14 protein-coding genes are annotated in these 12,952 nt (G+C 73.4%); 10 read left to right on the top strand and 4 right to left on the bottom strand.

The window, feature by feature from the left end:
* Positions 1-24: 24 nt before the first annotated feature.
* Entirely contained in the window at positions 25-351 is a 327-nt protein-coding gene (locus ACGFIW_RS27375) for a hypothetical protein (RefSeq protein ID WP_393321396.1), read from the bottom strand.
* Between the two features lie 225 nt (positions 352-576).
* Positions 577-1,119, bottom strand: coding sequence for an orotate phosphoribosyltransferase (locus ACGFIW_RS27370; protein ID WP_393321393.1), 543 nt, complete (start codon positions 1,117-1,119; stop codon positions 577-579).
* A gap of 120 nt (positions 1,120-1,239) precedes the next feature.
* Between ACGFIW_RS27370 and ACGFIW_RS27365 the strand changes: the two genes are divergently transcribed.
* From ACGFIW_RS27365 to ACGFIW_RS27325, 9 genes are all read left to right on the top strand, one after another.
* Positions 1,240-2,445 (top strand): sensor histidine kinase, encoded by a 1,206-nt coding sequence (locus tag ACGFIW_RS27365; protein WP_393321545.1) that lies wholly within the window; start codon positions 1,240-1,242, stop codon positions 2,443-2,445.
* A complete protein-coding gene (locus ACGFIW_RS27360) occupies positions 2,442-3,125 on the top strand; it encodes a response regulator (protein ID WP_393321390.1) in 684 nt (227 codons plus the stop codon). Before ACGFIW_RS27365 ends, ACGFIW_RS27360 begins: the two co-directional genes overlap by 4 nt.
* An 86-nt stretch (positions 3,126-3,211) precedes the next feature.
* Entirely contained in the window at positions 3,212-4,051 is an 840-nt protein-coding gene (locus ACGFIW_RS27355) for a septum formation family protein (RefSeq protein ID WP_393321387.1), read from the top strand.
* Between the two features lie 11 nt (positions 4,052-4,062).
* On the top strand, positions 4,063-5,364 hold the full coding sequence (locus tag ACGFIW_RS27350; RefSeq protein WP_393321384.1) for a PucR family transcriptional regulator: 1,302 nt from the start codon (positions 4,063-4,065) through the stop codon (positions 5,362-5,364).
* A gap of 78 nt (positions 5,365-5,442) precedes the next feature.
* Complete coding sequence (locus ACGFIW_RS27345; RefSeq protein WP_393321381.1) at positions 5,443-6,369, top strand: ACP S-malonyltransferase; 927 nt, start codon at positions 5,443-5,445, stop codon at positions 6,367-6,369.
* On the top strand, positions 6,366-7,310 hold the full coding sequence (locus tag ACGFIW_RS27340; RefSeq protein ID WP_393321378.1) for a beta-ketoacyl-ACP synthase III: 945 nt from the start codon (positions 6,366-6,368) through the stop codon (positions 7,308-7,310). Before ACGFIW_RS27345 ends, ACGFIW_RS27340 begins: the two co-directional genes overlap by 4 nt.
* Positions 7,311-7,395: 85 nt before the next feature.
* The gene (locus ACGFIW_RS27335; protein ID WP_030330276.1) at positions 7,396-7,635 is read left to right on the top strand and encodes an acyl carrier protein; all 240 of its coding nucleotides are present in this window, start codon (positions 7,396-7,398) and stop codon (positions 7,633-7,635) included.
* A gap of 2 nt (positions 7,636-7,637) precedes the next feature.
* On the top strand, positions 7,638-8,864 hold the full coding sequence (gene fabF, locus ACGFIW_RS27330) for a beta-ketoacyl-ACP synthase II (protein WP_393321375.1): 1,227 nt from the start codon (positions 7,638-7,640) through the stop codon (positions 8,862-8,864).
* Positions 8,865-9,055: 191 nt separating this feature from the next.
* Complete coding sequence (locus ACGFIW_RS27325; protein WP_393321372.1) at positions 9,056-9,727, top strand: lipoprotein; 672 nt, start codon at positions 9,056-9,058, stop codon at positions 9,725-9,727.
* Positions 9,728-9,757: 30 nt separating this feature from the next.
* Here ACGFIW_RS27325 and ACGFIW_RS27320 read toward each other — a convergent pair whose 3' ends face one another.
* Together ACGFIW_RS27320 and ACGFIW_RS27315 are read right to left on the bottom strand one after the other, a co-directional pair.
* Positions 9,758-11,491: a glycoside hydrolase family 3 protein gene (locus ACGFIW_RS27320; protein WP_393321369.1), complete on the bottom strand. Its 1,734-nt coding sequence runs from the start codon at positions 11,489-11,491 to the stop codon at positions 9,758-9,760.
* Positions 11,492-11,577: 86 nt separating this feature from the next.
* On the bottom strand, positions 11,578-12,069 hold the full coding sequence (locus tag ACGFIW_RS27315; RefSeq protein WP_112700027.1) for a DUF3145 domain-containing protein: 492 nt from the start codon (positions 12,067-12,069) through the stop codon (positions 11,578-11,580).
* 308 nt (positions 12,070-12,377) lie between these two features.
* On the opposite strand from ACGFIW_RS27315, the gene ACGFIW_RS27310 reads away from it, so the two are divergent.
* Complete coding sequence (locus tag ACGFIW_RS27310; RefSeq protein ID WP_007463527.1) at positions 12,378-12,707, top strand: hypothetical protein; 330 nt, start codon at positions 12,378-12,380, stop codon at positions 12,705-12,707.
* The last annotated feature ends 245 nt before the right edge of the window (positions 12,708-12,952 follow it).

Below are 12,952 nucleotides of genomic sequence, written 5' to 3'. Positions count from 1 at the left end.
ACGCGCTGACCCGCGCGGCGGCGCTCAGCACCAGCGGCGTGGTGGGCGCTCCCGGCGGGTGGCCCGTGGGCGCGGCCGGACCGGGCCGTGCCGATGTGCCCCGGCCCAGCCGGGAAGTTCGCTGAGGCAACCAGCAGGAACGTCTGCGTCGGGCTCGACCAGCGCGGCGGCCTCGGCGGAGCGCTGGCGCGGAAGCGTGGTCTCGTCGTCCCGGCCGGTGAGCGGCTCCCCCGGGTGCCCCGGCGCGCCCGCAGCCGGCCGCCGGTGCTTGCCGGCCGCCTGCGGGTCGTGGTGCCCCGGCCGGCAGGGCTCGCCCTGGGCGCAGCCGTGCTCGGCCTCCCCGTGCGCCATCCCCGGTCTCCTCACGTTCGCCTCACCCGCGGGTGCTCCCCCGACGTGCCCCTGTCACCGTACTGGCCGGGACCGACGGGCCGCGCACGGCGTACCCGGGGTCGGCACCGGCCGGCTCGCGAGGACGACGGTGAGCGCGGAACCCTGCCGCGCAGTTCACAGCCTCTTTTCGCGCCGTTAATCCGGAGGCCGCAGACAGAGGGCGCAGGCGGAGCCGGCCGGCGCTCAGCGGACGCGGTGCGCCTCCAGGTCCGCCCGGCGCAGGAGCGCTCGCAGCGCCACACCGTGCCCGGCGAGCGCCTCGGCCCCACCCTCGACGCGGTCGATGACGCACAGGGCGTGCTCCACCCGGGCACCCAGTTCGCGTAGTTGGCCGGTGGAGATGACGACCTGGCCGCCGGAGGTGACGACGTCCTCGACCACCAGCACCTGCCGCCCGGCCAGCTCCGCCCCCTCGGCCAGCCGAGCCGTCCCGTACGGCTTCGCGCTCTTGCGGACAAAGGCGCAGGGCAGCCCGGTGTGCCGGCCGAGCGCGGTCACCACAGGGATCCCGCCCATCTCCAGCCCGGCCAGTACCTCAGTGCCGGTCGGGACCAGGTGCGCGAGTTGGGCGGCCACCCGGTCCAGCAGGCGGGGATCGGCCTCGAAGCGGTACTTGTCGAAGTACTCGTCGGCGGTCCGACCGGAGCGGAGCACGAACGTGCCGGCCAGTCGGCAGGTCACGTCGATCTCGCGGGCCAGGGCGGCCAGGGTTTCCGGGTCAGTCATGATGATCATTATCGTCGGGCCGGGGCCGGCTGCGCGTACCCCTTTCGGCGCATGTCGACGCCGTCGGGCTCCTCCTCCGGTCGGTGTCCGGGGGTCGGCGGCTGTGGTGGGATCGTGGGTATGGGACCGCCACCGTGGCTCGGCTCCGGCACCCTCGGGCGCGATCTCGCGCTCGCCGCCGCGTCGCTGGCCGGCGGCCTGGTCCTCTACGCCCTGGGCTGGCAGCCGCAGGTCCGTCCGGAGACGGGCGTGCCGTCGGCGCTGTTCCTGCCGCCGCTGCTGGTGATGTGTGCGGCCGTGGGCATGCGTCGGGTCGCCCCACGCGCCAGCCTGGCCGTGGGTACCGGGGCGCTGGTGGTGGACACCGCGCTCGGCAACTCGCTGGGCGCGATTCTGGTCTACACGCAGGTGCTCTACGACGCCTGCGTGTACGGCCCGCCCCGGCTGTGGCGGTGGCTGCTGCGGGTGACCATCGGACTGAGCCTGCTCGGTGCCGTCGTCGGCGTGGTCGCCCTCGACAACTGGCGCGGGGTCACCATCGGGGTGCTGGTGGTGCTCGCCGGGCTGCTGCCGGTCCTGACCGGCATCAGCGTGCGGCAGTACCGCGACCAGGCCGCCGCCGAGCGGGCGCGGGCCGAGCAGACCGCCCGGCTGGTCGAGTTGGACCGCCGGCAGGCGGTCAGCGCCGAACGGGCCCGGATGGCCCGCGAGCTGCACGACGTGGTCGCCAACCACCTCAGCGCCGTCGCCATCCACGCCACCGCCGTGCTGTCCGTGCCCGGCCTGGATCGCGGCCAGGTCACCTCGGCGTTGCACGTGATCCGGGAGAGCAGTGTGCAGGGCCTGGCGGAGATGCGTCAGATGATCGAGGTGCTGCGGGAGCCGGCGACCGGCGACGGGCCGGGTCCCGTGGGCGACGGCCCGGCGGGGCCGGAGGTGGTCACCGCCCGGCTCGCCGAGGCGGACGGGCTGGTCGAGCGGATCCAGGCCGCCGGCCTGGCGGTGCGGGTACGCACCGTTGGCACCCCGGGGCCGCTGCCGGTGGGGGTGGACCTCGCCGCGTACCGGATCGTGCAGGAGTCGCTGACCAACGCGCTCAAGCACGGCACGGGTGAGGCGGACCTGACCATCGCGTACCGGCCGGCGGAGGTGGTGGTGACGGTGGAGAATCCGGTGCGCGTACCCGGGGGCGGGGTGCCGGGCGCCGGGGCCGGGCTGATCGGGATGCGGGAACGGGTCACGCTGTTGGCCGGGCGGTTCACTGCCGGGCCGCGCGACGGGCGCTGGCAGGTCCGGGCCGCGCTGCCCACCGGGCAAAGCGGGTGACCGGGCCGACGCGCGCACCGGACGACGCGGTCGTCCGGGTGGTGCTCGCGGACGACCAGCCGGCGGTACGCGCAGGGCTGGCGCTGATCCTGAACGGTTCGCCGGGCATCGAGGTGGTCGGCGAGGCGGGCGACGGCGGCGAGGCGGTCCGGCTGTGCCGGGAGTTACGCCCGGACGTGGCGGTGCTGGACGTGCGGATGCCCCGCCAGGACGGCATCTCCGCGACCCGGGCGATCGTCGCCGACCTGCTCGCCGACGTGCTGGTGCTCACCACCTTCGACCTCGACGAGTACGTCTTCGGCGCGCTGCGCGCCGGCGCGGCCGGGTTCCTGCTCAAGGACACCGACGCCGACGGCCTGGTGACCGCGGTGCGGACGGTGGCGCGTGGTGACGGGTTCATCGCACCCGCGGTGACCCGTCGGTTGATCGCGGCCTTCGCGGCCACCGCGCCGGGCGCGTCCGCGGACACCCGGGCCGCACTGGGCACCCTCACCCCGCGTGAGCGTGACGTGTTGGCGTGCCTCGGGCTGGGCCTGTCCAACCAACAGATCGCCGACCGGCTGGCGACGGCGGAGAGCACCACCAAGACGCACGTGAGCCGGATCCTGGCGAAACTTGGCCTGCGCAGCCGGGTACAGGCCGCGATCCTGGCCCAGGAGCTGGGCCTGCCACCACCGTGATCGTCCACCCTGGACGGCGCTGTCGCCCTTCTGCCGTACGCTGCGCGCCATCGACGCCGACAGCGGCGGCCCAGAACGGAGACAACGTGCGACGGTGGTGGGGGACGGCTGTCCTGGCGGTGCTGATCATGGGGGCGGGCGGTTGCGACAGCATCTTCGCCGACGAGTCGCTCCCGTCCTATACCCCCGAGGCGGGGGTGTGTCACGCCGTGGCCTCCGACGAGCGCAGCCCCGAGACGTACACGCCGATCCCCTGCTCGTCGAAGCACGAGGTGGAGACGTTCCTGGTCGGCCGGTTCGGTGGCGCGGACGCCGACGCGTCGGCGCCGCCGGCCGCCGGCACCGAGGGGATCCGCCGGGTGTACGAATCCTGCGACCAGGAGGCCGCCCTCTTCCTGCATGGCGAGTGGCGCGAGTCACGGCTGGCGATGCGGGTGCTGATCCCGTCGGCGGCGCACTGGGACGCGGGTGAGCGGTGGTACCGCTGCGACCTGCTGGAGATGCACGCGGTGGACCGGTGGTTTCCCGAACCCCGGGCGAACAGCCTGAGCGGCGCGCTGACCGGTGATTCGCCGTTCCGGTACACGTGCTTCACCGATCCGACCGAGTCGGGCGATCTGCCGCCCGCCTCCTGCACCGGGCCGCACGACACCGAGTTCGCCGGCATCTGGCGGCCGGGTCCGGAGGTCGAGGAGCTCACCGACGACAACACGGACGCGGGCTGCCTGTCCACCGTCTCGCGCTACGTCGGGTTGCCGGAGGGTGACGTGGGATACCGGTTCCAGGTGTTCTGGTTGACGCCGGAGGGCGAGCCCGAGTGGCTAGCGGGCAGGCTCGGCGTCCTGTGCTTCCTCCACAGCCCCGGTCCGGTGCTCAACAGCTCGGCGAAGGGTGGCGGTCGAACCCTGCTTCCGGCGACCCGCTGACCGGTGCCGACGTGGTTGGCCTGGTCACGACGTGTCAGGCTAGGGCGGTGAGTACGCCGGGGGGTGGAGAGCTGGCGGCCACGCTGCGCCGGATCGAGCGTTCGGCGGGGGCGTTGGCCACCTCCAGCGTGGCTCGGATGGATGAGACGCTGCCGTGGTTCCGGGCGCTGCCGGCCGACCAGCGCTCCTGGGTGATGCTGGTGGCCCAGGCCGGCGCCCGGTCGCTGGTGCAGTGGCTGAGCGAGGGTGGCGGCACCGCGGACAGCACCCAGGAGGTCTCCGACGAGGTCTTCGCCGCCGCCCCGCAGGCGCTGGCCCGGTCGATCACCCTCCAGCAGACCGTCGCGTTGATCAAGGTGACCATCGACGTGGTCGAGGAGCAGGTGTCGCACCTGGCCGCCGAGGGCGAGGAGCAGCAACTCCGCGAGGCGGTGCTGCGCTTCTCCCGGGAGATCGCGTTCGCCGCCGCCCGGGTCTACGCGCGGGCGGCCGAGTCACGCGGCGCGTGGGACGCCCGGTTGCAGGCCCTGCTCGTCGACGCGCTGTTGCGCGGTGACTCGCCCGACGTGCTTGCCAGTCGGGCCGCCGCGCTCGGCTGGGCGGATGCGCCCCCGGTGGCGGTGGCGGTCGGCCGATCGCCGGGCGGGGAGGTCTCCGCGGTGCTGCACGTGGTCTACCGGCAGGCCCGCCGGATCGGTGTGGAGGTGATCGGCGGGGTGCACGGCGACCGACTGGTGATCGTGCTGGGCGGCGCGGCGGACCCGCTCACCGCCACCGCCAAGCTGCTGAGCGCGTTCGGTGACGGGCCGGTAGTGGTCGGTCCGGCCGTACCGAGCCTGGACGAGGCGACCGAGTCGGCGCGGGCGGCGCTGTCCGGTTTCCGGGCGGCGCCGGCCTGGCCCAGTGCTCCCCGTCCGGTGCCGGCCGCGGATCTGTTGCCGGAGCGGGCCCTGGCCGGCGACGCGGAGGCTCGTCGGCGGCTGCGGCACGACGTGTACGCGACGCTGGTGCGCGCCGGCGGCGAGTTGCTGGCGACCCTGGACGCCTTCCTGGCCGCCGGTGGCACGCTGGAGAGCGCCGCCCGGGCGTTGTTCGTCCACCCGAACACGGTGCGTTACCGGCTTCGGCGAATCGCCGAGGTGACGGGCTTCTCGCCGCTGTCTCCCCGGGACGCGTTCGCGCTCCAGGTCGCGCTCACCGTGGGTCGGCTGGATCCGGTCGTCCCGCTCACCTCGACTGTCTCGACTCAGACAATGAGCCCGGCAACCCGGAAAACCGCCCAAACCGAGGATGATCCCCGCCGATTTTTGTAGAGAACCTCCAAAGGTTCTAGTGTGGTTTGGTCGGAGGCGGCACAGCGTTACCCGCGCGAATCCGGGAGAGTCATAGGCGTGCTCGCCGTACTTAGTCCCGGCCAGGGTTCGCAGAAACCCGGCTTCCTGACCCCCTGGCTCGACCTGACCGGCACCGAGGCGCGACTGCGCGAGTGGTCGGCGTTGGCCGGGGTCGACCTGACGCACCTGGGCACCGCCGCCGATGCCGACGAGATCATGGATACGGCCCGCACCCAGCCGCTGCTGGTCGCCGCGGCACTGCTCGCCGCCGAGCACCTGCCCCTGGAGGGCGTCGACATCACCGCCGGGCACAGCGTCGGCGAGTTGAGTGCCGCCACCCTCGCCGGCGTGCTGACCGCCGAAGCCGCGATCACCCTCGCCGGCGTACGCGGCCGGGAGATGGCCGCCGCGTGCGCGCTGGAGCCGACCGGGATGGCCGCGATGCTGGGTGGCGACCCCGACGAGGTGCTCGCCGCCATCGAGGCGCACGGGCTGTACCCGGCCAACCGCAACGGCGCCGGGCAGATCGTCGCCGCCGGCACGCTGGCCGGTCTCGACAAGCTCGTCGCCGAGCCGCCCGCCCGGACCCGGATCATCCGACTCAAGGTGGCGGGCGCGTTCCACACCCCGTACATGGCTCCGGCCGCGACCGCGCTCGCCGCGGTCGCCGCCGACATCAGCCCCGCCGACCCGACCCGGACCCTGCTCTCGAACCTCGACGGCACCGCTGTCGACAACGGCGCCGAGCTGGTGCAGCGCCTCGTCCGCCAGGTCACCGCGCCGGTGCGCTGGGACCTGTGCATGCGTACGCTGGCCGACCTCGGTGTCACCGGCGTGATCGAGCTGCCGCAGGCCGGCACTCTCGCCGGGCTGGTCAAACGGGACCTCAAGGGCGAGGGTGCCCCGGAGATCGTCACCCTGAACACCCCGGACGACCTGCCGGCCGCACGGGACCTGATCGCCCGCATCGGAGGTCGTTCATGACTGGCAGTCGCATCGTCTCGATGGGGCACTACCAGCCCTCGCGGGTGGTGACCAACGACGACCTCGCCCAACTCGTCGACACCAACGACGAGTGGATCCGCGACCGCGTCGGCATCGTCAGCCGGCGGATCGCCGACAGCGAGACGGTGGCCGACATGGCCGCCGCCGCCGCCGGCAAGGCGCTCGCCAACTCGGGCCTGACCGCTGCCGACATCGACCTGGTCGTGGTCGCCACCTGCACGTCGGTCGACCGCAGCCCCAACGTGGCCTGCCGGGTCGCCGCCAAGCTGGGCATCACCGCCCCCGCCGCGTTCGACGTGAACACCGCCTGCTCGGGCTTCGCGTACGCGCTCGGCACCGTCGACCACGCCATCCGGGCCGGCGCGTCGCGCAACGCGCTCGTCATCGGCGCGGAGAAGCTCTCCGACTTCACCGACTGGACCGACCGCTCCACCTGCATCATCTTCGCCGACGGTGCCGGTGCCGCGGTGGTCACCGCCACCGCCGACGACGAGCCGGCCGGGATCGGCCCGGTGGTCTGGGGTTCGGTGCCGGAGAAGAGCGACGCGGTCCGCATCGAGGGCTGGCGCCCGTACGTCCAGCAGGAGGGGCAGGCGGTGTTCCGCTGGGCCACCACCGAGCTGGCGCCGCTGGCCCTGCGGGCCTGTGAGCGGGCCGGGGTCGACCCGTCGGAGCTTGCCGCGTTCGTGCCGCACCAGGCCAACAGCCGGATCATCGACGGCATCGCCAAGCGACTCAACATCCCCAACGCGATCGTCGCGAAGGACATCGTCGAGTCCGGCAACACCTCTGCCGCGAGTGTGCCGCTGGCCCTGTCCAAGCTGGTCGAGCGCCGGGAGGTGCCCTCGGGCGCACCGGTGCTGCTGTTCGGCTTCGGCGGTGGCCTGACCTACGCCGGTCAGGTCGTCCGCTGCCCCTGAAGACCCCCTCCGGCGCGTACGCGTCGAGGAGTGGCGGTCGGCGACGCCGTCCGTCGGACAACCCCGATGAAAGGAACCAACCGCAATGACCCGTGACGAGATCACCACCGGCCTCGCCGAGATCCTCGAAGAGGTTGCCGGAGTGAACCCGGACGACGTGGCCGAGGGGAAGTCCTTCACCGACGACCTCGACGTCGACTCGCTCTCCATGGTGGAGGTCGTGGTGGCCGCCGAGGAGAAGTTCGGCGTCAAGATCCCGGACAACGAGGTACAGAACCTCAAGACCGTCGGTGACGCCGTCAGCTACATCGCGGCGCAGTCCTGATCATGAGTCGTCCTGACGTCGTCGTCACCGGGCTCGGCGCGACGACCCCGCTTGGCGGGGACGTCGCGTCGACCTGGGACGCCATGCTCGCCGGCCGCTCCGGGGTGAGTGCCCTCACCCAGGAGTGGGCCGAGCAACTGCCGGTCCGCATCGCCGCCCAGTTGGCGGTGGAGCCGTCCGAGGTGCTGGACCGGGTCCGACTGCGCCGGCTGGACCGCTCCGAGGCGATCGCGATCATCGCGGCGCAACAGGCTTGGGCGGACGCCGGCCTCGCCGGGTCCGACCTCGACGGGGAGCGGCTGGCCGTCAGCGTCGGTTCCGGCATCGGTGGTGCCACCACCCTGCTCGCGCAGGACGACATCCTCGAGGCGTCCGGGCCGCGGCGGGTCTCCCCGCACACCATCCCGATGCTGATGCCGAACGGCCCGGCCGCCTGGGTCGGGCTTGAGTTGGGCGCCAAGGCCGGGGTGCACGCGGTGGCCAGCGCCTGCGCCACCGGCGCCGAGGCGATCGCGCTCGGCCTGGACATCATCCGCTCCGGCCGGGCCGACGTGGTGGTGGCCGGTGGCACCGAGGCGGTCATCCACCCGCTGCCGATCGCCGGTTTCAGCTCGATGCGGGCCATGTCCACCCGCAACGACGACCCGGAGCGCGCCTCCCGCCCGTGGGACCGGGGCCGGGACGGCTTCGTCCTCGGCGAGGGCGCCGGCATCCTGGTGCTGGAACGGGCCGAGCACGCCGCGGCCCGGGGCGCCCGGGTCTACGCGCGCCTCGCCGGGGCCGGCATCACGTCCGACGCGTACGACATCGTGCAGCCGCACGCCGAGGGCGAGGGCGCGATCCGGGCCATCGCCAGGGCCATCGCGGACGCGGACGTGGCCAAGCGGGACATCGTGCACGTCAACGCCCACGCCACGTCGACGCCGGTCGGCGACATGCTGGAGATCGGCGGGCTGCACAAGGCGCTCGGCGACCACCCGGTGTTGTCCGCGACGAAGTCGATGACCGGTCACCTGCTCGGTGCGGCCGGCGCGCTGGAGTCGATCGCCACCATCCTGGCCATCCGCGACAGTGTCGTCCCGCCGACGATCAACCTCGACGACCCGGAGCCCGGTCTCACTCTGGACGTCGCGGCGCACAAGGCACGCCACATGGAGATTCCCGCCGCGTTGAACAACGCGTTCGGCTTCGGCGGCCACAACGTGGCTCTCGTCTTCGCCCGCCCCTGAGATCCCGCGAAAGGGGCCCCTCCTCGACGAGGAGGGGCCCCTTTCGTCGTTCAGCCTCGGTCAGGTTGTCAGACCGCCCCGGGCGGGTGCGACCCGATTTCCGTCGCACGGGCATCCGAGCACCGATTGACGTCGAGAGACCGCCCGGCTTAGATGGGCCGACTGAAGATCGACTGACGGGGATCACCACCATGGACACTCGTACCCTTGTCGCCGTGTCGGCGGCGGCGCTCGCCCTCGGCCTGCTGGCCGGCTGCGGCGACGACGCGGCCGCTCCCGCCGGGCCGGCGGCCGGCGGCCCGGCACCGCAGGCCACGGGCGAGCCCTGGTACGACGAGGTGACCCCGGCGTCGCCCGGCGGCAGCACCGGCGGCCTGGGTTCCCCCTGCCCGGTACCGGTGTCGTTTCCGCTGGCGGACGGGTGGACGGCCAAGGCCGTCGAGCCGCCCAAGGGTGAGCTGGCCGAGCTGCTCGGCGAGGCCCTCACCAAGCGCGGCGGCACCACCGTGCGCTGCGAGGTGGACGGCCGCTCGGCCGGCGGTGGATTCCTGCGGATCTGGGCGGCCGACTCGCCGACTGTCACCCCGCGCGCCGCGCTGGAGGGTTTCGCCGCCGGGGCCGGCGAGACGGTCGCCGGCCAGCAGTTCCGCGACCTGCGCGCCGGCGGCTTCGACGCCACCGAGATGACCTGGCTCGCCACCAACCCGTTGACCGAGGAGGAGGAGTCGCGGAACTGGGCGCTGGCCGTCCAGTCGGCGGGGCAGACGCTCGTCTTCGCGGTCAACGAAGGGCTGCTCGCCGAACGGACCGACGTGCTGCCCGCGTACCGGCTCGCGGTGCGGGGGCTCGCGAAGGGCGAGTGAGGTGGGTGCCGACCTGCCCGCGCCGGCCGGTCAGGTCCGACAGGTCGTGGCGGGCAGGCCGGGCACGACCACCGGGGACCGGCCGCCCGGCCGGGCCTTGCCGGCCAGCACGGCGGCCAGCGCGGTCATGGACGCCCGGCTGGAGGAGTACGTGGCCAGCAACGTCGGCGACTTCGCCTCACCCAGCACGTACGGGGTGTCCATGGCGACCGTGACCGCCGCGTCGGCGCGCAGGTCCTTGACGCCGTCGCCGTAGCCCACCAGGTGCACGATCGTTCCGCCGCTGGGCTTGACCGACACCCCGGCGGCGGTCAGTGCGGCGGTGAGCGCGGCCCGGGTGCCGTCCCGACCGCCGGAGGAGGTGACGGTCACCGGGCCGGGGACCGCGCCGCCGCAGGTGCCGCGCAGCACGGTGACCGCGGCGGCGGCCAGCGCGTCGGCCGCGGCCCGGTGCGCCGGGGCGTTGAGCGTGGACATCTGCGCCGCCGGGGTCTCCGCGAGCCGGAACTTCATGGTCAGCACCCGGGTGACCGCCTCGACCAGCCGGGTCCGGGGCAGTGTTCCGCCACGCAGCGCGGCGAGCAGCCCGTCGTACGCCTGACCGACGTTCGGGGTCATCAGGATGAGGTCGTTGCCGGCGTTGAGCGCCCGGACGGCCGCCTCGCCGGGGGCCCAGCGCTTCGCGGGCGGCATGTTCATCCCGTCGGTGATCACCACGCCCTGGAAGCCGAGCTGGCCGCGCAGCACGTCGGTGAGCAGCTTGTGCGAGAAGGTCGCCGGGGTCCCCGGGTCGATCGCGCGGGCGTCCAGGTGACCGGACATCACCGCCATCGCGCCCGCGTCCATCCCGGCGGTGAACGGCGGCCACGCGCCGCTCTGCAATTCGGCGGCCGACTGGGTGAGCACCGGCAGGTCCTGGTGCGAGTCGTCGGCGCTGTGGCCGTGCCCGGGGAAGTGCTTCAGGGTGGCCGCGACCCCGGCCGACTGGAGGCCACGGACGGCGCCGCCCACCTGCGCCGCGGCCTGCTTCGGGTCGGAGCCGTACGACCGGGAGCCGATCACGGTGCTGCGGGTGGCCAGCACGTCGGCCACCGGGGCGAAGTCGACGTTGATCCCCATCGCCGCCAACTCGGCGCCGGCAGCCCGCCAGGCGGCCTCGGTCAGCTTCGGGTCGCCGGCCGCGCCCGCCGCGAGGGCACTGGGCAGCACGGTGACCCCGTCGGTGACCCGGGTGACGACGCCGTACTCCTGGTCGGTGCCGACCAGGAGCGGCGCGGGCCCGGCGGCGAGCCGACCGGCGGCGGTACGCAGCCCGGTGGTGAGCTCGTGCACCTGCTTCGGGTTGTCGACGTTCGTGGTCTCCTGATTGCCCTTGGTCGGGTCGTCGGCGCTGAACCCGACCAGGATCAGGCCACCCAGCCGGTACTTGGTGATCATGTCGGCGGGGGTGTCGACCCCGGCGAGGGCCTGGTTGCCGGCAGCCGAGCCGGCGGAGACCTTCGTCGCCGAGTCGCCGTAGGCGTACGGCATCAGCACCTGACCGACAAGGTCTTCGTCGGACAGCGTGGCGACCAGGGCCGCAGCACGGGCGGCGGGGTCGCCGGCCGGTGTCGCGGCGGGGACACTCGGGGCGGCGGTCGCGCCGGCCGGGCTGGGCGACGGCGCGGGGCGCTCGGGGTCGCCGGAGCAGCCGGAGACGAGCAGGGCGGTCAGGGCAGCGACTGCGACAGTGGCGCGCCACGGGCGATTCGACACGCCGCCCATCCCACCAGCTTCCCCCTTATCGGGGCAACTTGACCTTACCGGTCGCGGCGGCCCGACGGCGTATGGCCAGCGGACCGGCGACCGGGTCAGCCGACCCGGGTGAGCAAGGTCACCGGGGCGCCGTCGCCGGCGTACCGGTACGGCTCCAGGTCCGCGTCCCACGCCGTGCCGAGCGCCTTGTCCAGGGCGTGCGCCAGCGCCTCCGGCGCCCGGGAGGCGACCATCAGGGCGCGGAGCCGGTCCTCGCCGAGCTGGATGTCGCCGGCCACGCCGACGGTGGCCCGGAACAGGCCACGGGCCGGCACATACATGAACCGCTCGCCGTCGGCACCGGGACTCGGCTCCTCGGTGACCTCGAAACGGATCATGGGCCACTGCCGTAGGGCAGCAGCCAGCTCGGCGCCCGTCCCCGGACGACCGGTCCACCCGCACTCGGCCCGGCGTGCGCCGGGATCGACGGGCTGAGCCGTCCACTGCAGGTTGACCGGCGCGGCTAGGACGCGCGCGATCGCCCACTCGACGTGCGAGCACACGGCGAGTGGGGTCGAGTGGACGTATACGACGCCACGCGTTGGCACGGTGACCTCCCGGAGAGCGAGGTGCGTCTTCCCCTACGACCTCGTCCACCCAGGTGGTTGCTGCAACACATGATGACTCCTGTGACGCGTGGTGCGCCAGGGAATCGGAAAAAACGCCGGGTGGAATAGCCGGACGGGTGGCCGCCGTTGCCTCTCAGGACACCGCGACGACCAGCATGATGTCGTGGTCCTGTACAGTTCCATCGGCGGCTTATGCCGCGTTACATCTTCGCGGGTCGAGCGCAGTGTGGCCCGCACACAGCCCCCGGACGTCCAGTCCTCCCGTACGTCTTGCAAGGAGTACCTCCGTGGCGAGCAACACCTCTAAGACCGCGCGCGCGTCCGTCCGGGCCGGCCAGGCTGGCCAGGGTGGCGCCCTCAGCGTGCTGGGCGAATTCAAGTACCTCATCCCGCTCAACGGCGGCAAGCACGCCTACGTGCGGAACCTGACCAACGGCAAGACCGCGCACCTGCGCACGGACTCCGACGCCTTCGTCGAGGAGATCCGCGTGCTGGCCGCCGCCGGCCACGCCGCCAAGATCCGGGCGGAGATCAACAACCTGGCTGCCGTTCACCCGAACGACGGCTGGGAGGCCACCGAGAAGCGCCTGGTCGCGGCCGGCGTCTTCGAGGGCTGAGCCCCTCCCCCACCGCATCATCGACACCGCCCGCCGGGAGTTCCCGGCGGGCGGTGTCGCGTGTCCGGGCCCATGATCCACTCGACTTCCTGAAAGCCGGGGTGTCTCGGCCGGCCGGACACCCCGACATCACGAAACCCGAGTCGATCATGGGCCCGGAGCGAGCCGCCGGGCGAGGGCCTGTCGAGCCGCGTCGGGCGGAGGGCCTGTCGAGCCGCCGGGCCGGGGGCCCGTCGCGCGGCCAG

The sequence above is a fragment of the Micromonospora sp. NPDC048935 genome, assembly GCF_043197875.1.
GTDB lineage: Bacteria > Actinomycetota > Actinomycetes > Mycobacteriales > Micromonosporaceae > Micromonospora.
Note: the sequence above shows the minus strand (reverse complement) of the source record. Positions and strands in the feature narration are given on the sequence as shown.